Genomic DNA, 25,738 nt, shown 5'->3' on the forward strand with positions numbered 1-25,738 from the left:
GCCGGCCGGCCCCAGCGTGCCGGGCCGAATAGGCGATTTCCGGGATTGAAAACCGCCTGGCAGGGATACTTAGATCCCATGCCCGAGTTTCGCGTCATCGACCCGCGTGGCCGGGTCGTCGCGACGAAGAACTTTGCCGACGCGGAGGCCGCGCACGCCTGGTTCGTCGGCTCCGTGGGCGGCGACACCGAGCTGGGTTGGCGCATGGAGGTCAACGACGACGGGCAATGGGCATTCTTCGACGACACCGAAGGGTTCACCGCCCCGGTGAGCCGGCGGCCGACGAAACGCTGACCCCGCGCGGCCGAGGCTGCCGAGCCCGCGCGGGGCGGCCCGCGGCGCGACGTACGCTCCCACCATGCACGTCGACGCGATGACGATTCCCCAGCCGCTCGGCCAAATCGGTGAGCTCGCCCGGCGGACCCAAGCCGTCGGGTTCTCCGGTTTGTTGTTCACCGAGACGGGCCGCACCGCGTACCTGAACGCCGCCGTGGCGTCGCAGGCCGCGCCGGACCTGGAGTTGTCGACGGGCGTCGCGGTGGCCTTCCCGCGCAGTCCCTTCGTGACCGCCGCCGCGGCCTGGGAACTGCAGGAAGCCACCAAGGGACGGTTCCGGCTGGGCCTCGGAACGCAGGTGCGCACCCACGTGGTGCGGCGCTATGGCACCGCCTTCGAACGGCCCGGGCCCCGGCTGCGCGACTACCTGCTGGCCGTCAAGGCGTGTTTCAAGGCGTTTCGTTCCGGGAGGCTCGACCACCACGGCGACTTCTACGATCTCGACTTCATCACCCCGCAGTGGAGCCCGGGGCCCATCGACGCTCCCGACCCCAAAGTCGATATCGCAGCGGTCAATCCGTGGATGCTGCGGATGGCGGGAGAAGTGGCCGACGGGGTGCACGTCCACCCGATCGGCGAACCGGGTTACCTGGCCCGCCACGTTCTGCCGACGGTCGGCGAAGGCGCGCAGAAAGCGGGCCGTTCACCGTCGGACATCGCGATCATCGTGCCCGTCATGACGATCGTCGGGGATACCGACGAGGAGCGGGACCGGCAGCGCGAAGTCGTGCGCGCCAGCATGGCCTTCTACGGAAGCACGCCCAACTACGCATTCATCTGGGACGAGGCGGGTTTCGAGGGCACGACCGCCCGAATCCGGGAAAAGCAGAAGGCCGGCGACTTCGCCGGCATGGCGGCCCAGGTCAGCGATGATCACATCGCTGTCTTCGCCACCGAGTCGACCTGGGACGGGTTGGCCGACGCGTTGACGGCGAAGTACGCAGGAACCGCAACGCGATTGGTGATGTACAACTCCGTCGCTGACCAGGAGCGCTTCGAGCGCTACGGCGAGGTGGCCCGCCGGATCCAAGCGGTCAGCGACCGAGCTGGATCGCTTTGACCACCAGAAGCAACGCCCCGACGACCAGATAGGCCCGCAGGGCGATCATCGCAAGCCGGGTTCCGGGGGACCAGGTGACAGGTTCGAGCAGGGCCAGCGGCGGCATGCGCCAGGTGTTGCGATCGACGCCGCGGCCCGGAAGTTGTGGCCGGGGCCGTGCGGGCTGACGGCGGGCCAGCCAGCGCAGCACCGGTGCCGCGGCCGCCGCGAGGATGACCAGCCCAAGGGTCAGATAGCCCGCGACGGCGACGACATCGAGGCCGGGAAACAGCGTGGTGGCCATCAGGATTCCGGACAACAGCAGCAGAACGCCGACGATCAGCCCGGCGACCCAGTTCAGCCAAGCGCGATTGACCCACGGCCCCAACACTTCTCGGTCATTGCACAACAACAGCAGAAACACGCTGGCGCTGGGCAGCAGCAAGCCCGCGAGGGCCTGGACGGCGGTGGTGATCAACCCGAGCGGGGCACCCGGAATCAGCACGATGGCCGCGGCCAGGACCACCATCGCGGTATAGGACAGGTAGAACTGCTTGGCATCGGCGAAGCCGCGGTGCAGCGAGTGCTTCAGCCCGAACACGTCGCCGAAGGCATAGCTGGTGGCCAGGGTCACCGCGGCGGCCCCGATGATCGAGGCGTCCATCAGCACGATGGCAAAGATCGACCCGAGGACCGGGCGGTGCTCGCCCAGCAGATGCGCCGTCGCACCGGCGTCGGTGAAACCGCCAAAGGTGTTGGTAGAGCGGGCCGCCCACTCGCCGGTCATCATCAGAGCGGCGGCGCCGACCACCACCACGAAGGCGCCCAGCACGGTGTCCGCGCGTTCGTAGCCCATGAACCGGGGCGTGATGCGCTTGTCGACGACGTTGGACTGCTGAAAGAACAGCTGCCACGGCGCCACGGTGGTGCCGACGATGGCGATGATCAGCAGCACGGCATCCGAGCTGATTCCGCCCGCAATGCCGGGCACGACAAACGACTTCGCCGCCTGTCCCCACTGCGGATGTGACATCAGCAGCATCGGGATCTGCAGCAGCGTGACCGCGATGAAAATGAACATGGCCCGCTCCCATCGACGGAAGCTGCCGCTGGCCATGATCGCCACCAACGCCACCGCCGAGATCGGGACCACAACGTATTTGGAGACGCCGATGTACTCGGCGGCCAGGCTGATGCCGATGAACTCGGTGACGATCGTCAGGAAGTTGAGCAAGAACAGGTCGCCGACGGAAAACCAGCCCCAGCCGCGGCCGAAGCGTTCGTTGATCAGCCGGGCGTGCCCGACCCCGGTGACCGCGCCGAGCCGGACCACCATTTCCTGGTTGACGATGAGCACGGGGATCAGCAGCAGCAATACCCACAGCAGTGAGTAGCCGTAGTCCTGGCCGGCCTGGGCGTAGGTGGCCACCCCGCCCGCGTCGTTGTCGCCGACCATCACGATGATTCCGGGCCCGACGATCGCGAGCAGGGTCAGCAGCCGCGTTTTCCAGGTGCGGGCGTGCTCGGTTTCCCCCACGCTGATGCGCCCGAACGCCCCCTCGATGTCACCCAGATGCGCGCTGTCCAGCACCGCGGTGCGCCGGGCATGCGCGGGCTCGGGGCGTTGCGCTGCCTGCGCGTCGGCCCGGGTGGCGTCCTGTTCGCCGGAGCTCACTGCGCGCTTCCTCCCCTCGGCGGCGTGTCACGGTCGTCGGCGGTGGTCTCGCGGATCGGGCGCGGCGCGGGCTCGCGGCGGCGCCAGTCTTCGGGGATGGTCGCCTCCAGCACGTCGTCAACGGTCACCACCCCGAGCAGCCGATCCTGCTCGTCGACTACGGGGATGGAGTAGAGATTGAAATCCGCCATCAGCAGCGCGATGTCGGTCAGGTCGGCGTCGGCGTCGACCCGCACCGGATCGGAATCCATCAGGGCCGCAAGGGATTCGGCGGGATCGACCTGCAACAGGTTGATGACCGAGACGACACCGTCGAGTCGTTTGTCCTCATCGAGCACATGCACCTTGATGAGCGCTTCCGGTTGGATGCTGCGTGACGCGGCGATCAACGCCAACGCCTCGCCCGCGGTGGCGGTGGCCGAACAGGTCACCGAGTCGACATTCATCAGCCCGCCCGCGCTTTCGGGGTTGAACCCCATCAGCGTGATGACCTTGGTGCGCTGCGGGCCGGGCATCAACTCGAGCACACGCCGGCGCCGCGACTGGCGCAGGTCGGCGATCGCGTCGGCGGCATCGTCGGCGCGCATCCGGCCCAGCAGCGCGGCGACCTCGTTGTCCGGCATGCCGTCGAGCAGCCGACTGGCCTTTTCCGGATCCAGCTCCTCGAAGACGTCTGCCTCCAGCTCCGGGTCGCTGTGCACCCGATCGAGGATCTCGCCGCCCTCGGCCTTGTCCGCTTCCTCGAGAAGATCGGCGATCTCGGCGGCCTTGAGGTCGCCGAACCGGTCCGACAGTCGCCGCACGGCATCCGAGCGTGCGTGGCCGATCAGCGGCTCGAACGCCTTCCAATCGCGAGACGCGTGCCCGCCCGAGTGCTTGATCAGCCCGAACAACCGCGGCGGACGGCGGGTGTCCAGGCGGGTGACCATCCAGCCCTGGCCGGCCTGCTCCAGCTCGATGTCGTAGGCACGCACCAACTCGACGGTGGCCACGTCGATCAGCCGGTGGCCCAACACATCGGTGCGCAACAGCACCTCACCCTCGCGGCGTTCGAACCCGCGAAGGTCAACCTTGTTCTTGGTCAACAGAACTCGATCCGTGGAGTATGCGTCGATGGATTTGTCACCGATGAAGACGCGGCGCCCGCCGACCCCGGCCACGATCCCCGCCACCAGCGGATACTCCTCGGCTCCCCGCAGCCGCACGATCACGTCCTCGACCCGGCCCACCGTTTCCCCGGAGCGGGCCAGCACGGGGGCGCGCAACAGCTGAGAGAGGTGGATGACTGGCTGCCCGGCGCGTGGCTTGGATGCCTTTTCCGATGTGCCCACGTATCCCTCCTCAAGGCGGTACGACCTAACCCGCGGACAACCTACCTCGGAAACTACGTAGTGCGGTGCCATGTACGGCTTCAGATCGGATCACTGGCGCGCAAGCATCATCGGGTGACCGACTCGGCCGCCAGAGCGTACGCCCTCGTCATCGCGGGCTACTACCGCCAATAGGTAAACAGCAGAAGGCCATTCGGATTCGGCGACCCTTACTGGCGGCTATTGCTTGTCGACTTTTGCCGCGATCTGATTGGCGATGCTGACGCCCGCGTCCCCGACGTCCTTGCGGCACGCGTCGACGTCGATGACGACGTTGTTGCGAACGGTCAGCGCCCGCTGGCAGGGCATGGTCACGCTGTTGCCGTTCGAGGTGATGGTGATGGTCACCGGAGCGCTCAACACTCCGTTGGCGTTGGACACCTGGCCCACCTTCCACTGAAGTTCCGGCTTACCGTCCGCGGCCGGAACGGTGTCCTGGCGGTTGGCGCAGGCGGGCCAGCGCTGAGTCGACGTCGTGAAGAACGCGCTCGCCTGCTCGGGCGACGCAAACAGCACCACAAATTGGTATACGTCAGGGCTTTCCAGCTGGTCGGCCCCCGCGGGAGCCGGCGCCTGGTCGTGGTAGCCGTACACCGCGGTGCTTCCGCTGTCGGCGTAGACCGACGCCAACGCCGCGTGAGTGCTGTATCGGCATTCGGCGGGAAACGTGTAGTCCGAGCGCTGCGCCGGGTCTTCCACCAACTTGGTGACCGGTGGGTCGCTCGTCGTCCCGGTGACGCCCAGCACGGTACCGATATCGTTCGGCGAGAGCATCAGGTCGGGCAGTCCGGCCCGCGCCAGGGGAGTCTTCGGCGCGGCCGTCGTGGTGGCGGTCGACGACGAAGCGGCGCCTCCGGCGTTGTCGCCACCGCACCCGGCGATCAGTATTGCGGCGGCGGCAATGGCAACTGTAGCGGTCAGCTGGCTCCTCATGCGCATGGAGCCTACGACAGCGGGGCGGCGTCGCATGGGGATTTGCCGCATATGCGCTCGCGTGCAGGCTATTACGGCACCGACGGTCGTTGCGCGCGAAGTCGGCGTCAGAGGCTATGTTCGCTGAATGTCCGCAGTTGACTTCACCTCGGTATCGCCAATCGTCCCCGTCCGAGACCTGGACGTCGCGCTCGACCGGTACCGCCGGCTCGGTTTCGACGTCCGCGCGTACAAGGGCCCGGACCGGTACGGATTCGCCGATCGCGGGTCGGTGTCGATCCACCTGACCGAGTGGGCCGAGCACGACCCCTTGCGCACCGCCGCCAGCGTGTACTTCTACGTCAGCGACGCCGATGCCCTTTACGCGCAGTGGGCGGCACTGGAGAACCTGGGCGGTCGCCTGATCGCCCCGCAGGACACACCGTACGGCCTGCGCGAATTCGCCTACGTCGATCCCGACGGCACCGCGCACCGGGTCGGTTCACCCCTGAGCTGACCTCAGGTTGATTCTGTTGCGCGAGAGGGCGTTTCGCCAGGGGACGGGGTGTAGCTGGCCTGGCTGCGGGCCAGCGCCACGGTCGCTGCCCCCATCAGCGCAACCGATAAACCCAAGGCCACCCAGCCGATGTCGTTGGTGCGCAGCGTCTCACCCAGCACGGTGACACCCAGCGCCGATCCGACGATCGGCTCGGCGACGGTGACCGCCGGCAGCGACGCGGTGAGCGGGCCGGCCCGAAACGCCGACTGCTCCCAGGCGGTGGCGGCGATCGCCAGCACCACCCACGCGTACAACTCGGGCGTCCGCAACAGCGCCGGGATACCGCGGTCGAGCTGGTCGACCACGCCCTTGGTCAACACCGAAAACAGCCCCCACAGTGAGCCGGACATCAGGCCCAGCAACAGTGCCCCGACCGAACCCGGGAACACGCGCGCGCCGATTACGCACAGGGCCAGCGCCGGACCCATGACCAACGCCACGACGCTCCACGTGTGAACCGACCCGCGCGGGGTGCCCTGCTGAGGGTCGCCGACCGTCACCACCACCGCGACGGCGACGGCGAGCAGAACCGCCCAAATCCCTTGCCGCCGTGTGATTCGGCGATGTGCCACCCGTGCGCTGATGAGCAACGCGAACAACAGCGAGGTCACCAACAGCGCCTGCACCAGCACCACCGAACCCAGGCCCAGGGCGGCGGCCTGGAAGCCGAACCCGGCCGCGGCCACCAGGCTGCCCGTCCACCACTGCCTGTCGCGCAGCAGCCGGCGAAACAGGGCGACGGTGCCGACCGGTTTGTCGGTGACTTGCTGTGCGGAGCGCTGCTGGACGACATCCCCGGCGCCGACCATCAGGGCGGCCGCGACCGCGAGCAATGCCGCGATGCCCGTCTTGCTCACGCCGGCCTCCTAACCACTATGGCGGGCCATCCCACTTGTCGCCCAATAAAATTCGCATGCAGGGCTGGCCTACGCGGTGCGTCAGCTGTCGCGCCGGATCTTGAGCGCGGTGGTGATCATCGGAATCTGCATCGGCAGCCGGGCCAGGGCGACCAGGCGCATCGGCCACGGCTTGCCCCACCACAGCCGGCACATGTTGACGTTGCCCGGAAAGACCCCGACGAACAACGCCACGGCGGCCAGCGCTGCGGACCGCCGGGTGCTCCGCGGCACCAGCAGCGCCCCGATCGCCAGCTCGGCCACACCCGACGCGTAGGTATAGAGCCGCGGGCTACCCGGCAGCTCGACCGGAATGATGGAGTCGAAGGGTTTGGGCGCGACGAAGTGCAGGGTGCCGATGCCGAGCAGCATCGCCGCGACACGGTAGGCGAGTTGCTGGGTGGCGTCGCGGCCGGCGTGGGGGAGGGTTGTCATGGAGCCATTGTGCCCATAGCGGCGGTGGCTTACGCGCGGTCGGCGTCGGTGAAGCGGATGACGCCACGGATGTTGCGGCCCTCGAGCATGTCGCGATAGCCGTCGTTGATCTGCTCGAGGGTGTATTCCCGCGTCACCATGTCGTCGAGATTGAGCTGCCCCAGTTTATAGAGCTCGAGAATCGCGGGGATGTCGTACTGCGGGTTTCCGCCACCAAAGATGCTGCCCTGCAAGCTTTTCTGCAGCAGCGAGAGTCCGGCGAGGTTGAGCGTGACATCGTTGGCCAGCACGCTGGCCATGCCGGTGAGGCAGCACACCCCACCCTTGGCCGTCAGCCCCATCCACGACTCGACGTCTTTGCCCTCCACGTGGCCCACGGTGACGATCACCTTGTGGCACATCAGGCCTCGCGTGGCCTCGGCGATGCTGGCCGCGGCGCTACCCACGTCCGCGAACGCCGCGGTGGCCCCGAACTTGAGCGCCTGTTCGCGCTTCCACTCGTAAGGGTCGACGGCGAATATGCGCCGGGCCCCGGCGATGCGGGCGCCCTGCAGCGCGGCGACGCCGACGCCGCCGATGCCGATGACCGCGACGTCCTCGCCCGGCGAGACCGCCGCGCTGCGCACCGCCGAGCCGTAGCCGGTGGTCACCCCGCAGCCCACCAGGCAGGCCACGTCGAACGGGATCGTCGGATCGATCTTGACCACCGACGTCTGATGCACCACCACGTACGGCGCGAAGGTGCCCAGCAACGACATCGGGATGACTGGGACGACTTGGTGGCCTCTGGCCACTGTGACACGAAACGATCCGTCGGAGACCGACTGTCCCGACAGCAGGCCCATGCCGAGGTCACAGAGGTTGCGCAGTCCGGTCTGGCACGGCGTGCACTTCCCACACGACGGGATGAACGACATGACGACGTGGTCGCCCACGGCCAGGTGTTCGACGCCCTCGCCGATCCCGGTGATGATGCCGGCGCCCTCGTGGCCCCCGAGCACCGGATAGCTCGGGATCGGGAAGTCGCCCGTCATCAGATGGTGGTCGGAGTGGCACAGACCGGCCGTTTCCAACTGGACGGTCACCTCGCCGCGGCGGGGATCGCCGATTTCGATCTCCTCTACCGACCATGGCTCGTTCAGTTCCCAGACCAGCGCACCTTTGGTCTTCAACGGTTGGCCTCCGTTTTTACCCGAACCGCTTAATTGTTAGCGCCGTCACACGAGCCCGGCCCACTGAACTTAGACCATTACTATTGTCTATACAGTATTTGATACGATTCGCGGCGTCTGACCGCCCACAACAACGAGGTTGAGAACATGGGAACACCCGTCATTGTCGGAGCCGTCCGGACCGCTATCGGCCGATCGTTCAAGGGGACGCTGGTCAACACCCCGCCCGAGACCCTGATCACCGCCGTGCTGCCCGAGGTGGTCCGCAGATCGGGCGTCGATCCCGCCGACATCGACGACATCATCTTCGCCGAATCCCATTACGGCGGTGGCGATCTCGCCCGTTACGCGGCGACCGCGACGGGCCTAGACCACGTTCCCGGGCAATCGGTCAACCGGCACTGCGCGGGCAGCCTCACCGCCATCGGCAACGCCGCGGCGCAGATCGGCTCGGGCATGGAACGGGCGCTCATCGCCGGCGGGGTGCAGTCGCTGTCGATGACGCCGCTGACCAACTGGCGGATCCCCGGCCCCGAGCTGAAGTTCGAGGAGCGCTGGATGCCTCCTACGCACGTGGAGACGCCCGACGCGCCCGCCAAGGACATGTCCATCACGGTCGGCTGGAACACCGCGCAGGCGGTCGGCATCACGCGCGAGGAGATGGACGCCTGGGCGGCCCGCTCGCATCAGCGCGCCGTTGCCGCCCAGGACGCCGGCAAGTTCGCCGACGAGATCCTGCCGCTGAAGATCACCCAGTTCGATGGCTCGGTCACCGAGTTCGCCGTCGACGAGCACCCGCGCCGCGACACCACCATCGAGAAGCTCGCCGGCCTGAAGGTGCTGCACCCCGAGATCGAGGGCTTCTCGATCACGGCGGGCAACAGCAGCGGCACCAATGATGCCGCCGCGGCCGTCGCGCTGGTCGACAGCGACTACGCCAAAGCCAACAAGCTCAACGTGATGGGCACCGTCAAGGCCTGGGCCGCCGCGGGCGTGGCACCCCGGGACTGCGGCCTGGGTGCGGTGAAGGTCATCGGGAAGGCGCTGCAGCGGGCCGGCCTGTCGCCGGGCGACGTCGCCCTGTGGGAGATCAACGAGGCGTTCGCTTCCGTCCCGATCGCGGCCTGCCGCGAATACGGCCTCGACGAGGAGAAGGTGAACTTCTCCGGTAGCGGCTGCAGCCTCGGCCACCCGATCGCGGCCTCGGGTGCGCGCATGGTGACCACGTTGGCCTACGAGCTGGCCCGCCGCGGCGGCGGCATCGGCGTCGCGGCGATGTGCGCCGGCGGCGGCCAGGGCGGCGCGGTCGTCATCGAGGTCTAGCGGCGATCGCGAGGTCAGCGAAGCTGGTCGCCACCCATCGATCTGAGCCGTCAGCGGCTAATTGCAGAACGTGTAGCCGATGAATTGGGTGCCGCGCGTGTCGCCGCTCGAGTAATTGGCGAAGTGCACGGCCGGCTCGCCGTTGTACTGGGTGTTCATCTTCTGCACGGTCGGTGGTGGAACGCCCTTGGGGAAAGCCAGGATCATGTCGGCGTAAATCTCCAAGCCGGACTGGCAGATCGCCTCGCGGCGCGGCGGCTGCGGATTCCAGGCGTGCACGACGACCGGTTCGGTCAGCTGAGACCCCGTTGCGCAATTCGGGTCGCAGAGCTTGAACACCGCCGTGCCGGTCCCGTCGGCGCCCTGCGGTCCCCAGGACGTCCACGACATGTCCTGCAGCGCAACGGCCACACTGGCGCAGCCCAGAACGTTGAGTTTCTTCGGGCGCGCGACCGGGGGAACGGAAGGGTTATAGCAGCCCGGGATGGCGAAGCTCTCCGGCGCTGGCGGCGGCTGGGTGCTGGGCGCCGTCGCGCTCTGATGGCCCTGGCTCAGCTGCACGCCCACCACGGCGAGGACCCCGACCAGCACCGCGGCCGCGACAATCCCGGCCCCGATCAGTCGCCCCCGCGAGGTGTGCCGCAACCGCCTCGATAATGGGACGTTGGCGTTGCCGCTCACGCTCATTAGATTACGGGTGAAACTTTGCCGGTGGACTGCTGCCCGTTTTCGCGTCTGACAGGGTAAAGTTGGTCATCGCTACCAAGATATTGAGGATTCCGCGGGGTTGCCGATGAATGACCATGATCTGGCCGCACGGTTGGCCACCGAGGCCGGTCGGTTGTTGCTCGGCGTTCGAGACGAATTCGCGCACGCGGAAGCCGCTGAACGGAAAGCCGCGGGGGACAAGCGATCCCACGATTTTCTGATGGAAGCGCTCACCGCGGAGCGGCCCGGTGACGCCGTGCTCTCCGAAGAGGGCGCCGATGACCCGGTGCGATTGCGCTCGGACCGGGTCTGGATCGTCGATCCGCTGGACGGCACCCGGGAATTCTCCGAGCTGGGACGCGACGACTGGGCCGTGCACGTCGCGCTCTGGGAGGCCGGTGAGTTGGTCGCCGGCGCCGTGGCGCTGCCGGCGCAAGGCATCACGCTGGCGACTCCCGACTTCGCCTCGCCTCCCGCCGTACCGGGCAAGCCGCGCATCGTGGTGTCGCGCACCCGCCCTCCCGCCATCGCCCTGAACGTGAAGGATGCGCTGGACGGGGTGCTGGTGGAAATGGGCTCCGCGGGAGCCAAAGTCGCTTCGATAGTGCAAGGGCTCTCCGATGTGTACGTGCACGCCGGCGGCCAGTTCGAATGGGACTCCGCCGCGCCGGTGGCGGTGGCACGGGCCGCCGGATTGCACACCTCTCGCATCGACGGCTCCGCCCTGGCCTACAACCAACCCGATCCGAAGTTGCCGGATCTGGTGGTCTGCCGGACCGAACTCGCGGAAGCGGTGCTCGCGGTTACCCGTTGAGCGTCGACGTTGGGAAATGCGCTTTAGTCGGTCACTTTGGCGACGTGACGTTACCTGTTTGCTTGGGGGAGTGGGTGAAAGCAGCACGATAGGCGCTTGGGGTCAGACCGGTCTTGCGAATGAAATGGTCGCGTAGCGAATCAATGGAACCGAGCCCGCTGCGGTGGGCGATGACCCCGACCGGCAGATCGGTAGTCTCCAAGAGTTCACGTGCGCGGTCGATCCGCAGCTGCAGCAGCCATTGCAGTGGGCTGAGTCCAGTTTCATCCCGGAAGCGTCGATTAAGCGTGCGAATACTGACCTTTGCGTGATCAGCCAAATCGGCGAGTGTGAGCTTGTCCTGAATCTTTGTCAGGGCCCAAGCCCGGGTCTGACTCAAGCTGGCAGGGGCCGCCGTAGGGACCGCCGCGGCGACGAACTGCGCTTGCCCGCCGGGGCGCACAGGTGCAACAACGGCCAGGCGCGCGATCGTATTTGCAACTGCCGCACCGTGATCGGTGCGAATGAGGTGCAGGCATAGGTCGATTCCGGCGGCCAATCCGGCCGACGTTACGACGGGCCCGTCTTCGACGAACAGCACTTCGGGTCGGACTTGCACGTGTGGATAGCGTTGCGCCAACTCCGCGGCGTAACGCCAGTGCGTCGTCGCGCATCGCCCGTCCAGCAAGCCCGCAGCAGCCAGGACGAACGCGCCGGTGCAGATCGACGCGATCCGCGCACCGCGACTTGCGGCCTCCTGCAACACCGAAACCAGTTCGGGTGCGACCTCGTCGCGGGCGCCGGTACCGGTAACGAGAACGGTATCGGCGCCGCCGATCACCTCCAGTGAGCCGGTGACGATTACGTCGAACCCACCTCGCGTGGCCAACGGTCCGGGCACCGGTGTGCAGGCGCGGACTGCGTAAGCTTCGCGGCCATTGATCTGCACGCCGCCGAACAGCAGGTCGGGGATCGATAGCTCGAACGCACCGACCGGCGGGACGGCGACCACCGCAATGTGATGAATGGCCAGAACCTCCCTAAGCGTGGCATTTATGCCACTAGCGCAGTGTAGCCGGCCGCACGAATAGTGGGACTTCAATGCCCTGAAGGAGAAACATGTCCGTGAAAGTTGTTGTCGGAGCCGGTGGTGCGGGTGTAGCGACCGCTGAGCTGCTCGCCGACTCTGGCCATGAGGTACGGCTGATCACGCGGCGCGGCAGCGGTCCGAGCCATCCGCAGATCCGGCGGATCGCGGTTGATGCGTCGAAAACCGACGAGTTGGTGGGTGCGCTCAAGGGGGTCACTACCCTCTACAACTGCGCCGCCCCGCCGTATCACCTGTGGCGCACGCGCCTTCCCGCCCTCGCTTCCGGCATGCTCAACGCCGCGATCGCGGCTGGGGCGGATTACGTGATGTTGGGCAATCTGTACGGCTACGGCCCCGTGACCGGCTCGATCACCGAACACTCGCCGCTGAAACCGAACTCGATAAAAGGCGAACTGCGCGCAGAAGTCTGGATGCAGGCAAAGGCCGCGCATGACGCCGGCCGGGTCCGCGCAACCGAGGTCCGCGCCAGCGATTTCATCGGCCGTGGCGCCATCTCGGTGTTCACGATCATGGTCGCGCCCAAGGTGCTTGCCGGCAAAACAGCACTATTCCCGGCCGATCTCGATGCGCCACACAGCTGGACCGGAACCGTCGATGCCGCGCGCGCTCTGGTCGCTGCGGGCGCCGACGAGCGTAGTTGGGGACGACCGTGGCACGTTCCGACCAACCCCGCGGTGTCGCCGCGCCAGTTGGCGACGGTATTGGCCGACTGCGCTCGAGTCGGCGCACCCAAGCTCCGCCGCATGCCGGGCTGGTTGCTGGCTGCGGCGGCGTTGGGCTCCAAAGTGGTCCGCGAGTTGCCCGAGATGCAGTATCAGCTCCAAAAGCCGTTCGTGATGGATTCCTCGGAGACTGCGCACACGTTCGGCCTGACCCCGACTGCGCTTGACGAGATCCTGCATGACGGCCTTTCCCAGGGGCGCGGCCCTATCGCGACAGTTCGCGGAACGCGATCATGACGCAAGTCCACGAATGCTGCGAACTGGGTGCGTCGGTGCACCAGGTGTGGAGGCTGGTCGCCGATTTCGGCGGATTCGTCGAGATGCTGGTCGCCTCGCGTGACGGCACGGTCAGGACCCGCGGGGCCGGTATCGGGATGCTTCGCACCGTCACGGTCGATGGCGAGTGCATGGTCGAACGGCTCGACGAGATTGACGAGGAGCAATGGCGAACCCGTTACTCCATGATTATGACCGGACCGTTTCCCGTGGCCGATTACCGGGCAACCATCACCTTGCATCCGCTCGGCGAGAACAGGTGCGCGCTGAGTTGGGTGGGCTCCTTCATCCCCGTCGGTGCCAACGAATCCGATGCCGCAGCGGCGGTGCGCTCGGTCTACAGCGAGGGAATGGCATTGATGCGCGGCCGGTTTGGGAGCTGACACGGTCTGCCCGCACGGGACCCACTCAGACCGTGACGAAGTCGGCCATCATCGCCATGTCCTCGTGCTCGAGGTGTGGCAATGGACCAGATACGTTCCGCGATAGTCGGTGAACCGCACGATCACTTCCACCGCTTCAGCCGGTGCAACGTCGATGGTGTCCTTCCAACCATGATCGAAGCGCCGGGGGGTCTGTTGTTGCGCGAAGACTTGAAAGTGGTTGAGATGGACATGATCGGATCACGTCGAGCGCCATCCGACCCGTGGGTTGTCGAAGGTCATGGTTCGGCGGCTTCAGCGCCAGGCCTGCTGCCAAGACTGGATGCGTTCGGCCAGTTCGGGCCCGCGGTCCTCCTGGATGAAGTGGCTGGCGTTGATGCGGGCGTGTGGCTGGCCCGCGGCCCCGGGAATGTGCTTGATCAGTGCGCTGTCCGCCCGCCCGAGGATCGGATCGCGGGCCCCGAAGATGGCGAGGAACGGCTTTTCCCAGCGGCCGAGGGCATCCCAGGCCTTCCTGTTGGCCGGGATCGCCGGATCGGTGGGCGAGGTGGGGACCAGCCGAGGGAACGCCCGCGCCCCGGCCTGATACGACTTGTCGGGGAAGGGCGCGTCGTACCCGGCGCGGACCTTCGACGGCACCCGGCGAACGGTCCCGGCGCTGACGATGCGGCCCGCGGGCAGCACGGGGGAGTAGCGGGCGAAGGCGCGCCAGGCATAGAAGGCGGGCGGGGTGCGCCGTTGCGCCGTGGGCAGGAAACCGTTGGCCACCACCAGCCGCCCGATGCGGTCGGACTGCTCGGCGGCGATGCGCAGCCCGATCAACGATCCCCAGTCCTGCACGAACAACGTGACGTCCCTGAGGTTGAGGTGCTCGAACCAGGAGGTCACCCATTCGACGTGCCGCTGGTAGGTGTAGTCCTCGACCCGGCTGGGCTTGTCCGAACGGCCGAAACCGATCAGATCGGGTGCCAGCACACGGTTCCCGGCGTCGGTCAGGGGAGGGATCATCGTGCGGTAGAGGTAGCTCCACGTGGGCTCGCCGTGCAAAAGCACGATCGGCGGCCCTTCGATCGTCCCCTCGTCGAGGTAGTGCATGCGCAGCGGGCGAGTGTCACTTGCGGTTACGTCCAGGTAGTGCCCAACGAACGGGTAGTCCTCCAGGTTTTCGAATCGGGAGTCCGGGGTTCGCAGCACATGCATATTCAGCTCCTCCGGTGAACCGGCACCTCTGCTAGCCTCTCTCGCCGGCGCGAGTTCGTCTAGTAGCAGATTCATTGAGGTGAGCCCAAAGGGCTACAACGCCATTGCCTAGCGCGCGTCGGCCAAGGCCCGGCCCATGCGCGACAGGGCCTCGCGCAGAATGACTTGCGAGGTGGCGAAGTTCAATCGCACGTGTCCGTTTCCGCCGGTTCCGAACACGTGGCCGGAACTGAGCGCTACCCGCGCGTGATCGAGGAACCAGCGGGCGGGCCCGGACAGGTCGGCGACCACCGCAAGGCCGTCGGCGGCCTCCTCGACGAAACCGAGTTCCCGGCAATCCAGCCACGCAAGGTAGGTGCCTTGCGGCCATTGGTATTTCACTCCGGGAAGGTGTTCGGCGACCAGCTCGCCCAGCAATGTCCGGTTCTCGTCGAGGCCCCGCAGCGTCGCGTCGAGCCAGTCGGCGCCGCTGCGAAATGCCTCGGCGTGGGCGATGACGCCGAGATGGCTGGGCCCGTGGCTGACCTCCTCGGGCATCCTGTCCAGGTCGGCGGCCGCCTCCGGTCCGGCGATGGCCAGGGCCGCTTTCAAACCGGACAGATTCCAAGCCTTCGACGCCGAGGTCAAAGCGAAGGCGTTCTCGGCGCCGGGGACGGTGAGAAAGGGCGTGAAGCGCGATCCGGGCAGGATGACGGGCGCGTGGATCTCGTCGGACACCACCCGCACGCCGAACCGCCGGGCGAGCTCGGCGACCCCGCGCAGTTCGTCGGCGGTGTGTACCGATCCGGTCGGGTTGTGGGGATTGCACAACAGATAGGCGACCTTCGCGTCGCTGGGAGCCCCCGCACGGGCCCGAACACAGGCATTCTCCAAGGCGCCCAAGTCAATTCGCCCATCGCGCAGCGGCGCCTCGATCACGTGACGGCCGTCGTGGGTGACGAAAGCGTAGAACGGCGCGTAGACCGGCGGGTTGACGACGACCGCGTCGCCGCGATCGGTCAGCAGGCGCAACACCTCGACGACACCGAGCATGACGTCGGGAACCAGCGCTGTGCGGCTCACGTCGAGATCGTTCCACTGCCAATGCCGCGCCGCGAATTCGCTGACCGCTTCGGCCAGCGCGGTGCCGCAGGGATATCCGGTGTCGCCGCCGTCGATGGCCTCGCGAAGCGCCTGCGCCACCGTCGGCGCCAATTTCACGTCCATCTCGGCGACCCACAGCGGCAGGACGTCGGCGGGATGTGCGCGCCATTTCATGCTGGTGCGCAGCCGCAGCTGGGCCAGGGTGAGTTCCTCGAGCGGATTAACCGTCACGCCCGCAGAGTAACCGGCGTGACCTACCCGCCGACAAACGCTTTTTGCGGGATCGTCAACGGCAGGTCCACCGAACTGAGCAATCCCGGTTGGGCGGCAACGACATACGGCACGGCGTTGACGACGCGCATCGCGGTGGCGACCATGGCGCCCGCCCCGGACGTCATCCCACCGATGCCCGCCTTCGCGGGATCTTTCAGCGTCGCCGCCAGCGTGCAGTCGATGTCCGGATCGCCGGAAATCATCACGCGATAGGACAGATCGCCAATCCCTTTGGGCCACTCGGGGGCGACGTCGTGCGCCAGCCGGGTCACGTGCTCGATGACGATGGCCTCCCGGCCGTCGACCACGCCGATCGCCTGCATCCGCAGCGCGCCGCAGGTCCCGGCCTCGACCGTGCCCATCGCCACCTCCAGCGTCCGGTCGGTGACCGCGCGATCGAAACCCTCGCGGACTTCCTGCACCTCGACCCCCAACGCGTCGGCGATCAGGCGGATCTGCCCCTGCCATTCGCCCGCGATGGCGCCGGGGTAGCCGATCCAGGGCTGGTAGTCGAGCGGGCGGCCGAAACCCAGCGCGTCGCTCATGATGTCGGGCACCCCGTAGTCGTCGTACAGGCCGATCTCGAAGGAGTGGATCTTGTCGATCGTCGACGACTGCGTGGACAGCACCAGCGGCAGATAGTCAGCGGCGAAACCCGGCTCGATTCCCGACGCGTACAGCGACACCTGCCCCTGCTTGGCCGCGGCGACCAGCTGGTCGCGCCATTCGGTGGGCTCGTAGGCATGCGGGTTGACCAACCGCGTGGTACTCGTGGTCACGACGTTGATCCCGGCTTCGAGCAGCTTGACGTAATCGGGGATGGCCAACGCGTCGCGCTCCGGCCCGCTGGCCGCATAGATGACGCAGTCGGGTTTGGCCGCGATCAGCGCGTCGGCGTCGTTGGTGGCCTTCAGCCCGATCGGCTCACCGCCGGCCAGTTCACCGGCATCCTTGCCGACCTTGTCCTGCGAGTGCACCCACACGCCGACTAAGTTCAGATTGGGGCGCCGCGAAATGGCGCGGATGGCGATCGAGCCGATGCCTCCTGTTGCCCACACCACCACGCGATGAGCCGTCATCTTGTTCCTCCTCAGGTGCGTGCGCGCCGCGCGAACGCGAAAGCCGGGGCGGCCGTTGCCCTTACGCCAACGGCGGGTGGCCGGTGTCACCCAGCATTCGACTTGGAAACTACAACCGCGAATCGACGCGGTCAAGGGTTTAAGAAAGCGGGCACTATCTTAATGAACAAATCTTAGGTTAGTCTGCATCGGTGAGGCCCGACGAGCGTTTGGCATGTCGTCACATGGGCGACGCCTGCTGATGTTCACGCTTCGGTTCGACATGCGCGCCCCGCATTGGGGTGCACCGGCCGCCGATCTGTACGCCGCGGCCATCGACATGTGCGCATGGTCGGAAACGCGCGGCGCAGTGTTGGCGGTGCTCTCCGAGCACCACGGCACCGACGACGGTCATCTTCCCGTGCCGTTGCTGCTGGCGTCGGCGGTCGCGGCCCGAACACAAACCTTGGCCATCCTGCTGGCCGCGGTGCCGATACCGCTGTGGGATCCCGTCCGGCTGGCCGAGGAAATCGCCGTGTTGGACCTGATCAGCAAGGGGCGGGTGTCCTATGCGTTCGGGGTCGGGCACCGAATCCAGGAGTACGACCACTTCGGCATCGACATGGCCGGCCGCGGCCGGGCAGCGGATGAAATCCTTGCCGTGCTCGGCCCGCTGGTGCGCGGTGAACCCGTCGAATATTGCGGCCGCACGGTCCGCGTCACCCCGGCATGTGGATCGGCCAACGGACCGATGGTGCTCATCGCCGGCGGCAGCAAGGCCGCCGCACGACGCGCCGGTGCCCTCGGACTCGGCTTCATTTCCCAGACCGAGTCGCCCGGCTTGAAAGAGTTCTACGAAGAGCAATGCCGCGCCCACGGCCACCAACCTGGAATCATCCAGTTTCCCGTGCCGGGGCTTCCCGCAACGGTTTTCGTTGCCGACGACGTCGATCAGGCCTGGGATGACTTGGGCCCGCACCTGTTGCACGACGCGCTCATGGCGGCGTCCTATCGCCCCGACGACGATTCGGTCGCCAGCATCACCCGCGCCGACAGTGTCGACGCACTGCGCGAAGACGGCGGCCCGTACCGCATTTTCACCCCCGACGAGGCGATCGACTACATGCGCCCCGGGCGACTGTTGCCGTTGCATCCGCTGTGTGGCGGCGTCGCACCGGAGGTGGCCTGGCCCTATCTCGAGCGCGCCGTGGCCGCCGCCGCGCGGGCGCACGACCAGTGAGGAGAGCTGCTGATGCGGGTTGTCGTGTGGTCGACGGGGGGAGTCGGGTCGAACGCGATCGATGCCATCCGGCGCCGCCCCGACCTGAAACTGGTTGGCGTGTGGGTACATTCGCCCGACAAGGTCGGCAAGGACGCCGGCGAGCTGGCCGGCGGGGCGCCGCTGGGAGTGTTGGCCACCGACGACGCCGACGCGCTGATCGCGTGCCGGCCCCACTGTGTGGTGTATGCGGCCAGCGGTCCCGAACGCGACGGCGCGGCGGTGCCCGACTATGTGCGTCTGCTGTCGGCCGGCATCAACGTGGTGTCGACATCGTCGACCAGCCTCGTATACCCGCCGTCCTACTTCGCGCCCAACTGGCGCGGTGAATTGGACGGCGCGGCCAAAGCGGGTCGGGCGTCGTTCTACGCGTCGGGCATCTTTCCCGGCTTCGCCTCCGATCAGCTCGCGTTGCTGTTGACCACGCAGTCCAAGAGCATCCGCCGGATCACGGCCAGCGAGGTCGCGCTGAACGACCACTACCCGGTCGCCGACGTGATGATGGACGGGATGGGCTTTGGCCGGCCGCTCGAGTTCGAGCCGATGCTCAAGACCCCCGGCTTCATCGAATTAGCTTGGCAAGCACCGATTTACCTCATGGCGGCGGGACTCGGTGTCGAGGTGGAGGAGATACGCGGTTCGCTCGACCGTGAGCTGACGGACCGGGACATCGAGGTCGCCTTCGGCACGATAAGAGCGGGCACCTGCGGCGCGGTGCGCACGCGCGCCGCGGGGGTGGTCAACGGCCGCGAGGCCATCGTGATCGAGCACGTCATCCGGATGGCCCGCGACGTCGCCCCCGCCTGGCCGGCGTCGGCCTGCGACGCCACCTATCGGGTCGACATCGAGGGAGATCCCGACATCCACTGCGAGCTGACGCTGGGCGATACCGAAGGACACGGGGCCGGGCGGGCCGCCATGGCGGCCACGGCCATGCGCGTGGTCAACGCGATCCCGTATGTCGTCGAGGCGCCGCCTGGGCTGCTGAGCTCGCTGGACATTCCCATGGCGCTGCCGCTTTACGCCTTCGACTGAAGGTGTAACGTGCATCACCAAGATTAGGCCACCTAGGAGTTTGCCGTGTACACACTGCGCTTCGACATGCGCGATCCCGAATGGGCTGCGCCCCCAACCGATCTGTACGCCGCGGCTCCCGAGATGTCCGCGTGGGCCGAGGAGCACGGTGGTCTGGCGGCCGTCCTGTGTGAGCATCACGGGTCCGACGACGGCTACCTGCCGTCACCGTTCCTGCTGGCCTCGGCGGTGGCGGCGCGAACCCAGCGCCTGGCGCTGAGCCTCATCCTGATCCTTCCGTTCTACGAAACGGTCCGCCTCGCCGAGGACATGGCGGTGCTCGACATCATCAGCAACGGGCGGGCGTCGTACATCCTGGCCCTGGGCTACCGGCCCGAGGAGTTCGAGCACTTCGGCGTGCCGATCAAGAAGCGCGGCCGCCTCTGCGACGAGAAACTCGCGCTGCTGCGGCGACTGCTCGCCGGTGAAACCATCGTCGAGGACGGGCGGTCGATCACCGTGACGCCTCGGCCGCTGACGCCCGGCGGGCCGGGACTGATGTGGGGTGGCGGAACGGTCGCGGCGGCCCGCCGGGCCGGCAGATACGGACTGGGCATGCTGGGCAACGCCAACGCGCCGGGCATGCGCGAGGCCTACGAGGAGGCCTGCCGCGAGCACGGTCATCAGCCCGGACCGACGATGTTTCCCGACCGCAACACGCCTTCGGTGGTGTTCGTCGCAGACGACGTCGATCAGGCATGGAAAGAGATCGGCGAGCATCTGCTGCACGACGTGCGAACGTATGCCGCGTGGAATCCCGGAGACGAGACGACGGCCGGCTTTTCGCACGTCAACACCATCGACGAGTTGCGTGAGACACCGACGTCGCACGTGATCATCTCTGTGCCCGAAGCGATTTCGCGCGTCAAGGCCGGTCAGGTGCTCAACCTGTCGCCATTGTGCGGCGGGCTGCCGCCGGACATCGCGTGGCCGTATCTGAAGCGGGTGGGCGAGGTCGTGCTGCCCGAGGCCCTCGGCTGACCCCTACTCCTCGCCGAACCGGTCGACGAGGTGTGAGTTGACTCCGTCTGGGTCGAGCCGCCGCGCCACCAGGTAACCCGCGCCCACCCAGGCGCGGCGCGACCAGTTACCGAACGACACCCGCGTTCCCGGGGCGCCGGATGCGGCCGGTATCATCTTGACCCGTTCGAGCGCCTCCTTCACGCCGCGCGGGCTCAACGGGTGGGCGTCGGCCAGCGCCCGCAGCAGCGTGTGCGCGACGTCCCGATTGACCACCGGCACACACCATTCCGGTCGCCGGCCGTAAGCCTCGTGGTACTCGTCCAGGAAGTTCTGCCCGACTGTGTTGCCTTCGTCGTACTGGTCGACCCCGGTCCAACCCATGAACGCATTCCACATGATGGGGTTGAGCCAGGCGTTCTGGAAGGCGGTACCGCAAAACCGGGGCGGATCCCAGCCCAGCGCCTGCAGCGCCGGGTTGACGAACACGATCCCGAAGCCGAATCCGCAGTGCACGATCGCCTGCGCCTTCGCGTCGTGCAGCGCCTGGACCGCGGCCGTCACGTCCCCGGCGGTCTGGGCGATCGACGCCTCGGCCACGATGCGAAGGTTCTTGCGCCTGCACGCATCCCGGAAGTTCTTCAGATACGCCTCGCCGACCAGGGACTGCTCCACGAGCACACCGACCTCGGTGTGACCGCCCTTGGCGAGCAGGTCGGACCAGAAGATCGGCTCGTCGGTGTGCGAGCCCATCGGGTAGGCGAAGAACCACTCGCCGAGCGCGGCGTCGGACCCGGTCACGCTGATGCAGGGGACCTTGAAGCGCTCCTCGATGGCCTCTCGGGTCGGGATCGCGTTGTCCCCGATATTGGGCCCGAAGATCGCCAGGCAACCCGCGTCGCACAACTCGCCGTAGGCGTCGATGACCGCTTTGACCGATCCCTTGGGTAGACCCTCCACCTCGCGGTAGATGATCTCGATCGCTCGATCGATCAGCCCTTGCTCGACGCCCTTCTTGAAGACCAGATCGAACGGTTGCGTCAGGTCCTCGAAATAGGTCTTCGGAAAGCCCTCGGGCAAGCGGAAGTCCATCAAATAGCCGATTTTGATCGGCTCCGCAGTGCTCTCGTAACCCATGTGATCGCTGCCTTATTTGGGTTGGTTGGGGACGCCGGGATACAGCTGCTCGGTCGGCCCAGCGGTGACGTAGCCGCCCAGCTTCGTAATGAGGTGCGGCGCGAACACCGCGCCGTAGACCAGGTGTCCGACGACGATGACGGCCAGGATCGAGAGCACCGCGGACTGGCCGCGGCTCTTCGCCCTCTTATCCGCCCACATGTCGATGACGTTGCGTCCTTGCGCATCGGTGCGCCCGAGCAGATACGTGAACAGCATCATCTGGATGCCCATTGCCAGCGAGTCGTAAAGCGGGTACTGGTGCTTGGTCCCCTCGAAGATCGCGAGGCCGGGAATCACGTACCCGTAGTAGAAGTTGCCGAGGTGCGCGCCGGTGAAGGCGTTGAAAAACAATGCCCAGCAGATACCGACGACCAGGCCGACCACGAGCAAGGTAATCGGCCTGCGCCAGTTGAACTTTGCGCTCAGCCACCGTCCGAGGGCGGCCCCGGTCACCGCAGGGATGATGAAGTAGGAGACGTAACCGATCGGCACCGCTAACGGCAACCCGCCCCACGTCACGTTCAACGGCCACCAGGACGGCATGCGCGGCAGCGCGGGCGGAAACTGTGCATACATCGCCCAGTCGTAGGGTGACTCGATCCAGGAGAACGAGATCGCCGAAATGCCGAGAAGCAACAGCGGGTGGATGCGCCGGCGCCGGTAGCTCAGGTAGATCCCCGTGATCAGGAACGCGATGCTCGCGACGTAGGAAAAGTACTGGGTCCCGGCCATCGCGGGCGTCATCTGGGTGTTCACCGGCGACCCTCGTCGCTCGGCGCGCGCCGCGCCTCGGGGTCGAAGCGCAGCACCAGGCCGAATATCAGAACGATCAGTCCGAACAGCGTGCCGAGCATGATGACAGCGCCCATGGTGTCACCCTTCCGATGGTTTCGCTTTAAGGTAGTGGATACTATCCTATCGAGATAGTGGATACTATCCCGAAGGCCCTTCGAGGAGTGGACATCGGTGCCCCAGCGAGCAATTAAGCACCCGTCGCCGGCCACGGTGGCGCGTCGCCCCCGTGGCGAGCCGCGCCGGCTACTGCTCGACGCCGCTCGGGAGCTCTTCGCCGGCCAGGACTATCGCAGCACCACGACACGTGAGATCGCCCAGGCCGCCGGCGTCACCGAACACCTGCTGTTCCGCAACTTCGGTTCGAAGGCCGCGTTGTTCCGCGAGGCGCTCGTCGTCCCCTTCGTGAGCTTCGTCGACGAATTCGGCCAGACCTGGCAATCGGTGGTTCCCGAGGAGACCGACGAGCAGGAGCTGACCCGGCTGTTCGTCTCGAAGCTCTACGACGTGTTCGTCGAACATCAGGGTTTGCTGTTGACGCTGATGGCCGCCGACAGTCTCAGCGACGACGAGAAGGTCGACGCCGGCATCGCCGAGATCCGCCGGGCGGTCACGGTGCTGGGCCAAATCAGCGTAGAGGGCATGCAATTACGGGGATTGCGGTCCGATCACCCCGACCTGCCGGCGCACTCGACCGTGTCGATGATCGCCGGCATGGCTGCTTTGCGTTCGACCTACTTCGGAAACAATCCACCGCCGCGGGAGGTGATCGTTGAGGAACTCGTCCAAGCACTCCTACATGGCTTCTTGCACCGCAACGACTGAGATAGGGATCCGACAATGACAAGCCCCAGCGCCGTCGAGTTGTACTACGACCCGTTCGATGTCGAGATCGACGACAACCCGTACCCGGTGTGGAAGCGGATGCGCGAAGAAGCCCCGCTGTACTACAACGAGAAGTACAACTTCTATGCGCTGAGCCGGTACGACGACGTGGTGCGTGAACTGCCGAACTGGGAGACCTACCGGTCCGGCCGCGGCACCACCGCCGACATCCTGTTCGCGAATATCGAAGTGCCGCCGGGCATTCTGCTGTTCGAAGATCCTCCGCTGCACGATCTGCACCGCAAACTGCTGTCTCGCGTCTTCACGCCCCGGCGCATGCTGGCCGTAGAGGATCTGGTGCGCGGCTTCTGTGTCCGCGAACTGGACCCGCTGGTCGGACAGGGCGGTTTCGATTTCATCGCCGATCTCGGTGCGATGATGCCGATGCGGACCATCGGATATCTCTTGGGCATTCCCGAGGCCGATCAGGAAAAGATCCGCGACCGCAGCGTCGCCAACATCGAACTGTCCAGGGATAGCGACCCGGCCGCGGTCGATGCCAATGTGTTCGCGAATTCCATTGCCTTGTTTGCCGAATACATCGAATGGCGGGCCGATCATCCCTCCGACGACCTGATGACGGAGTTGCTGCGGGCCGAGATCGACGAGCCGGACGGGACGCGGCGCCCGCTGTCGCGGACGGAGGTGCTGTCCTACACCGCGATGATCGCCGGTGCCGGCAACGAAACCACCGCCCGCCTCATCGGTTTCATGGGCCAACTGTTGTCGGATCACCCGGATCAACGCCGCGAACTCGTTGCGGACCCGTCGCTGATCCCCGGGGCGATCGAGGAGACGCTGCGGTACGAGCCGCCGTCACCGGTGCAGGCCCGTTACGTCGCGCGCGATGCCGAGCACTATGGGCGCGTGGTTCCCAAGGGGTCGTTCATGCTGCTGCTGAACGCGTCGGCCAACCGCGACGAAAGCCACTTCCCGGATGCCGATCGCTACGACATCCACCGCCGCGGAAGCCATCTCAGCTTCGGGCAGGGCCTGCATTTCTGCCTGGGTTCCGCGCTGGCGCGGCTGGAAGCGCGGGTGGCCTTCGAGGAAGTGCTGAAGCGTTGGCCGGACTGGGAAGTCGACTACGCGAACGCCCAGCGGGCGCACACCGCGAGCGTGCGCGGGTGGGCGCGCCTGCCCGTCGTCACGCCATAGTCCGGGCCTTTTCGTCGCCGAGTGTGAAGTTAGTTTCACCCTCGGCGACGAGCGTGAAGTTAGTTTCACGTTCGGCGAGCTAGGAGCCGCTGTGGTCCACCAAGACCGCGCCGTCGGGCTGGTTTCCCAAGGTCTGCAACGAAATATCGTCGCCTTGGGCGGTGAGGCGCACGATCTCGGCCAGTTGCCCCGGTGCGTCGCACTGCAGATAGTGGTCGGCGCCCGGAATCACCCAGTAGCGGTTGCGGCCCGGCCTGTTCCTTAGATACGTCTGCCAGACGTGGTTGGGGACCCGCAACGGTGCCACGTTGTCGTGGACGCCCCAAATCACCGTCGTGTTGACGTCGCTCGTGGAAAGCGCTTCCAGCCAACCCGTTTCGTCGGCGGCGCGCTCGTGCAGATACTGGATGGTGTCGGGCAGCACCCGGATTCCGTCATTGTGCGCAAAGCTTTTCGCCAGGGCGGCGATCTCCGGGTCTTCCAGCGTGCGTCGCGGCATGAACGTGCTCGCGCCCATGCCGGCCGCCAGCATCTCGGGCGTCGTCGCCGCCGCGGTGGCGCGCGCGGTCGCGGGGTCGAGCAGCGCGGTCTGGAATGCGGTGAGGTTGGCCAGCGGAAGGTAGATGTTGGCGTTGGTCAAGATCAGGTCGACGGGTGCGGCCGACGGGTCCAGGGCGGCCAGCATGCTCACCGCGATCATGCCGACGCTGGTACCGCGGTCATGGGTCAGCATGCGGTATTCGGTGAGTCTCCACACTTGCGTGATCGCATGGACGAGCAGGCGCGCGTCGTCGTAGAGCGAGTACGTGTAGGGCTCGGGTGGTTTGTCGGAAAGTCCGTAGCCGGGAAAGTCCAGCAGGTAGATGTCGAACTCCGCGCTCAGTTCACCCGCCAGTGCGAAATAGTCGATGCTGCTGGTCGGAAAGCCGTGCACCAACACCAATGCGGGCGCGCCGACGGTGCCGCACCGGCGCGTGAACACCGCGACCTCTGCGCCGTCGTTGGCCGCGGTCGTCGAGCGCCATCGCAGCTCGGTGCCGCCGTCTTGCCACTGCGCAAAGATGTCCAAGCTGTCAGCATCGCAGAG

At 66.7% G+C, this 25,738-nt stretch carries 26 protein-coding genes and 1 pseudogene; 12 read left to right on the forward strand and 15 right to left on the reverse strand.

Annotation, left to right across the window (positions count from 1 at the left end; all coding sequences use genetic code 11):
- Positions 1–78 precede the first annotated feature (78 nt).
- Together A5659_RS12395 and A5659_RS12400 are read left to right on the forward strand one after the other, a co-directional pair.
- Positions 79–294: a hypothetical protein gene (locus A5659_RS12395; RefSeq protein WP_066871339.1), complete on the forward strand. Its 216-nt coding sequence runs from the start codon at positions 79–81 to the stop codon at positions 292–294.
- Positions 295–358: 64 nt separating this feature from the next.
- Positions 359–1,396 carry a TIGR03617 family F420-dependent LLM class oxidoreductase gene (locus tag A5659_RS12400; protein ID WP_067181396.1) on the forward strand — a complete coding sequence of 346 codons (1,038 nt, stop codon included), beginning with the start codon at positions 359–361 and terminating at the stop codon, positions 1,394–1,396.
- Here the strand turns inward: A5659_RS12400 and A5659_RS12405 are convergent.
- The 3 genes from A5659_RS12405 to A5659_RS12415 form a co-directional block, all read right to left on the reverse strand.
- On the reverse strand, positions 1,371–2,966 hold the full coding sequence (locus A5659_RS12405) for an NRAMP family divalent metal transporter (protein ID WP_156749169.1): 1,596 nt from the start codon (positions 2,964–2,966) through the stop codon (positions 1,371–1,373). The genes A5659_RS12400 and A5659_RS12405 overlap by 26 nt on opposite strands.
- A gap of 80 nt (positions 2,967–3,046) precedes the next feature.
- A complete protein-coding gene (locus tag A5659_RS12410; RefSeq protein WP_066876020.1) occupies positions 3,047–4,381 on the reverse strand; it encodes a magnesium transporter MgtE N-terminal domain-containing protein in 1,335 nt (444 codons plus the stop codon).
- 219 nt (positions 4,382–4,600) lie between these two features.
- A complete protein-coding gene (locus tag A5659_RS12415; protein ID WP_067181404.1) occupies positions 4,601–5,353 on the reverse strand; it encodes a sensor domain-containing protein in 753 nt (250 codons plus the stop codon).
- Positions 5,354–5,480: 127 nt separating this feature from the next.
- On the opposite strand from A5659_RS12415, the gene A5659_RS12420 reads away from it, so the two are divergent.
- Positions 5,481–5,849, forward strand: a complete 369-nt coding sequence (locus tag A5659_RS12420; protein WP_067181407.1) for a VOC family protein — start codon at positions 5,481–5,483, stop codon at positions 5,847–5,849.
- Between the two features lie 2 nt (positions 5,850–5,851).
- Here A5659_RS12420 and A5659_RS12425 read toward each other — a convergent pair whose 3' ends face one another.
- From A5659_RS12425 to A5659_RS12435, 3 genes are all read right to left on the reverse strand, one after another.
- Entirely contained in the window at positions 5,852–6,748 is an 897-nt protein-coding gene (locus A5659_RS12425; RefSeq protein WP_067181410.1) for a DMT family transporter, read from the reverse strand.
- Between the two features lie 81 nt (positions 6,749–6,829).
- The gene (locus tag A5659_RS12430; protein ID WP_066871357.1) at positions 6,830–7,222 is read right to left on the reverse strand and encodes a hypothetical protein; all 393 of its coding nucleotides are present in this window, start codon (positions 7,220–7,222) and stop codon (positions 6,830–6,832) included.
- Between the two features lie 29 nt (positions 7,223–7,251).
- Positions 7,252–8,394 (reverse strand): NDMA-dependent alcohol dehydrogenase, encoded by a 1,143-nt coding sequence (locus tag A5659_RS12435; RefSeq protein WP_067181413.1) that lies wholly within the window; start codon positions 8,392–8,394, stop codon positions 7,252–7,254.
- 147 nt (positions 8,395–8,541) lie between these two features.
- Between A5659_RS12435 and A5659_RS12440 the strand changes: the two genes are divergently transcribed.
- Entirely contained in the window at positions 8,542–9,717 is a 1,176-nt protein-coding gene (locus A5659_RS12440) for a thiolase family protein (RefSeq protein WP_066871363.1), read from the forward strand.
- Positions 9,718–9,774: 57 nt separating this feature from the next.
- Here A5659_RS12440 and A5659_RS12445 read toward each other — a convergent pair whose 3' ends face one another.
- Positions 9,775–10,404, reverse strand: a complete 630-nt coding sequence (locus A5659_RS12445; protein ID WP_369827512.1) for a hypothetical protein — start codon at positions 10,402–10,404, stop codon at positions 9,775–9,777.
- A 106-nt stretch (positions 10,405–10,510) separates the two neighbouring features.
- Here A5659_RS12445 and A5659_RS12450 point away from each other — a divergent pair, with 106 nt between their 5' ends.
- Positions 10,511–11,239 carry a 3'(2'),5'-bisphosphate nucleotidase CysQ gene (locus tag A5659_RS12450; RefSeq protein WP_067181416.1) on the forward strand — a complete coding sequence of 243 codons (729 nt, stop codon included), beginning with the start codon at positions 10,511–10,513 and terminating at the stop codon, positions 11,237–11,239.
- Between the two features lie 31 nt (positions 11,240–11,270).
- Here the strand turns inward: A5659_RS12450 and A5659_RS12455 are convergent, their stop codons facing one another.
- Positions 11,271–12,230, reverse strand: coding sequence for a GlxA family transcriptional regulator (locus A5659_RS12455; RefSeq protein WP_369829377.1), 960 nt, complete (start codon positions 12,228–12,230; stop codon positions 11,271–11,273).
- A 107-nt stretch (positions 12,231–12,337) separates the two neighbouring features.
- On the opposite strand from A5659_RS12455, the gene A5659_RS12460 reads away from it, so the two are divergent.
- Positions 12,338–13,288, forward strand: a complete 951-nt coding sequence (locus A5659_RS12460) for an NAD-dependent epimerase/dehydratase family protein (protein ID WP_067181419.1) — start codon at positions 12,338–12,340, stop codon at positions 13,286–13,288.
- On the forward strand, positions 13,285–13,710 hold the full coding sequence (locus A5659_RS12465; protein ID WP_066871372.1) for an SRPBCC family protein: 426 nt from the start codon (positions 13,285–13,287) through the stop codon (positions 13,708–13,710). Before A5659_RS12460 ends, A5659_RS12465 begins: the two co-directional genes overlap by 4 nt.
- Before the next feature lie 48 nt (positions 13,711–13,758).
- On the opposite strand, the pseudogene A5659_RS28520 reads toward A5659_RS12465, so the two are convergent.
- From A5659_RS28520 to A5659_RS12480, 4 genes and pseudogenes are all read right to left on the reverse strand, one after another.
- Positions 13,759–13,884 (reverse strand): annotated as a pseudogene (locus A5659_RS28520) (multicopper oxidase domain-containing protein); the annotation flags it as partial.
- Between the two features lie 120 nt (positions 13,885–14,004).
- Positions 14,005–14,910: a haloalkane dehalogenase gene (locus A5659_RS12470; protein ID WP_066871375.1), complete on the reverse strand. Its 906-nt coding sequence runs from the start codon at positions 14,908–14,910 to the stop codon at positions 14,005–14,007.
- A 108-nt stretch (positions 14,911–15,018) separates the two neighbouring features.
- Positions 15,019–16,224: a MalY/PatB family protein gene (locus tag A5659_RS12475; protein ID WP_067181421.1), complete on the reverse strand. Its 1,206-nt coding sequence runs from the start codon at positions 16,222–16,224 to the stop codon at positions 15,019–15,021.
- Positions 16,225–16,247: 23 nt separating this feature from the next.
- A complete protein-coding gene (locus tag A5659_RS12480; RefSeq protein WP_067181424.1) occupies positions 16,248–17,345 on the reverse strand; it encodes a dihydrodipicolinate reductase in 1,098 nt (365 codons plus the stop codon).
- 241 nt (positions 17,346–17,586) lie between these two features.
- Between A5659_RS12480 and A5659_RS12485 the strand changes: the two genes are divergently transcribed.
- Genes A5659_RS12485 through A5659_RS12495 form a run of 3 tightly spaced genes read left to right on the forward strand, consistent with a single transcriptional unit; the run spans position 17,587 to position 20,658 of the window.
- Entirely contained in the window at positions 17,587–18,564 is a 978-nt protein-coding gene (locus A5659_RS12485; protein WP_067181480.1) for an LLM class flavin-dependent oxidoreductase, read from the forward strand.
- Positions 18,565–18,576: 12 nt separating this feature from the next.
- The gene (locus tag A5659_RS12490; RefSeq protein WP_067181427.1) at positions 18,577–19,638 is read left to right on the forward strand and encodes a dihydrodipicolinate reductase; all 1,062 of its coding nucleotides are present in this window, start codon (positions 18,577–18,579) and stop codon (positions 19,636–19,638) included.
- Between the two features lie 45 nt (positions 19,639–19,683).
- The gene (locus A5659_RS12495) at positions 19,684–20,658 is read left to right on the forward strand and encodes an LLM class flavin-dependent oxidoreductase (RefSeq protein WP_067181431.1); all 975 of its coding nucleotides are present in this window, start codon (positions 19,684–19,686) and stop codon (positions 20,656–20,658) included.
- A 3-nt stretch (positions 20,659–20,661) separates the two neighbouring features.
- Here A5659_RS12495 and A5659_RS12500 read toward each other — a convergent pair whose 3' ends face one another.
- Positions 20,662–21,774 (reverse strand): ABC transporter substrate-binding protein, encoded by a 1,113-nt coding sequence (locus A5659_RS12500; RefSeq protein WP_067181434.1) that lies wholly within the window; start codon positions 21,772–21,774, stop codon positions 20,662–20,664.
- Between the two features lie 12 nt (positions 21,775–21,786).
- Entirely contained in the window at positions 21,787–22,572 is a 786-nt protein-coding gene (locus A5659_RS12505) for a spirocyclase AveC family protein (RefSeq protein ID WP_067181437.1), read from the reverse strand.
- 210 nt (positions 22,573–22,782) lie between these two features.
- Here A5659_RS12505 and A5659_RS12510 point away from each other — a divergent pair, with 210 nt between their 5' ends.
- Entirely contained in the window at positions 22,783–23,433 is a 651-nt protein-coding gene (locus A5659_RS12510) for a TetR/AcrR family transcriptional regulator (RefSeq protein WP_066871397.1), read from the forward strand.
- A gap of 15 nt (positions 23,434–23,448) precedes the next feature.
- Complete coding sequence (locus A5659_RS12515; protein ID WP_066877254.1) at positions 23,449–24,651, forward strand: cytochrome P450; 1,203 nt, start codon at positions 23,449–23,451, stop codon at positions 24,649–24,651.
- A gap of 79 nt (positions 24,652–24,730) precedes the next feature.
- Here A5659_RS12515 and A5659_RS12520 read toward each other — a convergent pair whose 3' ends face one another.
- Positions 24,731–25,720 (reverse strand): alpha/beta fold hydrolase, encoded by a 990-nt coding sequence (locus tag A5659_RS12520; protein ID WP_067181439.1) that lies wholly within the window; start codon positions 25,718–25,720, stop codon positions 24,731–24,733.
- Between the last annotated feature and the right edge of the window lie 18 nt (positions 25,721–25,738).

The organism is Mycobacterium sp. 1165196.3 (assembly GCF_001673415.1).
GTDB lineage: Bacteria > Actinomycetota > Actinomycetes > Mycobacteriales > Mycobacteriaceae > Mycobacterium > Mycobacterium europaeum_A.

Coding starts and splice junctions, on each gene's coding strand:
- A5659_RS12395 (WP_066871339.1), top strand. CDS start 79: ATGCCCGAGTTTCGCGTCATCGACCCGCGTGGCCGGGTCGTCGCGACG.
- A5659_RS12400 (WP_067181396.1), top strand. CDS start 359: ATGCACGTCGACGCGATGACGATTCCCCAGCCGCTCGGCCAAATCGGT.
- A5659_RS12415 (WP_067181404.1), bottom strand. CDS start 5,353: ATGAGGAGCCAGCTGACCGCTACAGTTGCCATTGCCGCCGCCGCAATA.
- A5659_RS12420 (WP_067181407.1), top strand. CDS start 5,481: ATGTCCGCAGTTGACTTCACCTCGGTATCGCCAATCGTCCCCGTCCGA.
- A5659_RS12430 (WP_066871357.1), bottom strand. CDS start 7,222: ATGACAACCCTCCCCCACGCCGGCCGCGACGCCACCCAGCAACTCGCC.
- A5659_RS12440 (WP_066871363.1), top strand. CDS start 8,542: ATGGGAACACCCGTCATTGTCGGAGCCGTCCGGACCGCTATCGGCCGA.
- A5659_RS12445 (WP_369827512.1), bottom strand. CDS start 10,404: ATGAGCGTGAGCGGCAACGCCAACGTCCCATTATCGAGGCGGTTGCGG.
- A5659_RS12450 (WP_067181416.1), top strand. CDS start 10,511: ATGAATGACCATGATCTGGCCGCACGGTTGGCCACCGAGGCCGGTCGG.
- A5659_RS12460 (WP_067181419.1), top strand. CDS start 12,338: ATGTCCGTGAAAGTTGTTGTCGGAGCCGGTGGTGCGGGTGTAGCGACC.
- A5659_RS12465 (WP_066871372.1), top strand. CDS start 13,285: ATGACGCAAGTCCACGAATGCTGCGAACTGGGTGCGTCGGTGCACCAG.
- A5659_RS12470 (WP_066871375.1), bottom strand. CDS start 14,910: ATGCATGTGCTGCGAACCCCGGACTCCCGATTCGAAAACCTGGAGGAC.
- A5659_RS12480 (WP_067181424.1), bottom strand. CDS start 17,345: ATGACGGCTCATCGCGTGGTGGTGTGGGCAACAGGAGGCATCGGCTCG.
- A5659_RS12485 (WP_067181480.1), top strand. CDS start 17,587: ATGTTCACGCTTCGGTTCGACATGCGCGCCCCGCATTGGGGTGCACCG.
- A5659_RS12490 (WP_067181427.1), top strand. CDS start 18,577: ATGCGGGTTGTCGTGTGGTCGACGGGGGGAGTCGGGTCGAACGCGATC.
- A5659_RS12500 (WP_067181434.1), bottom strand. CDS start 21,774: ATGGGTTACGAGAGCACTGCGGAGCCGATCAAAATCGGCTATTTGATG.
- A5659_RS12515 (WP_066877254.1), top strand. CDS start 23,449: ATGACAAGCCCCAGCGCCGTCGAGTTGTACTACGACCCGTTCGATGTC.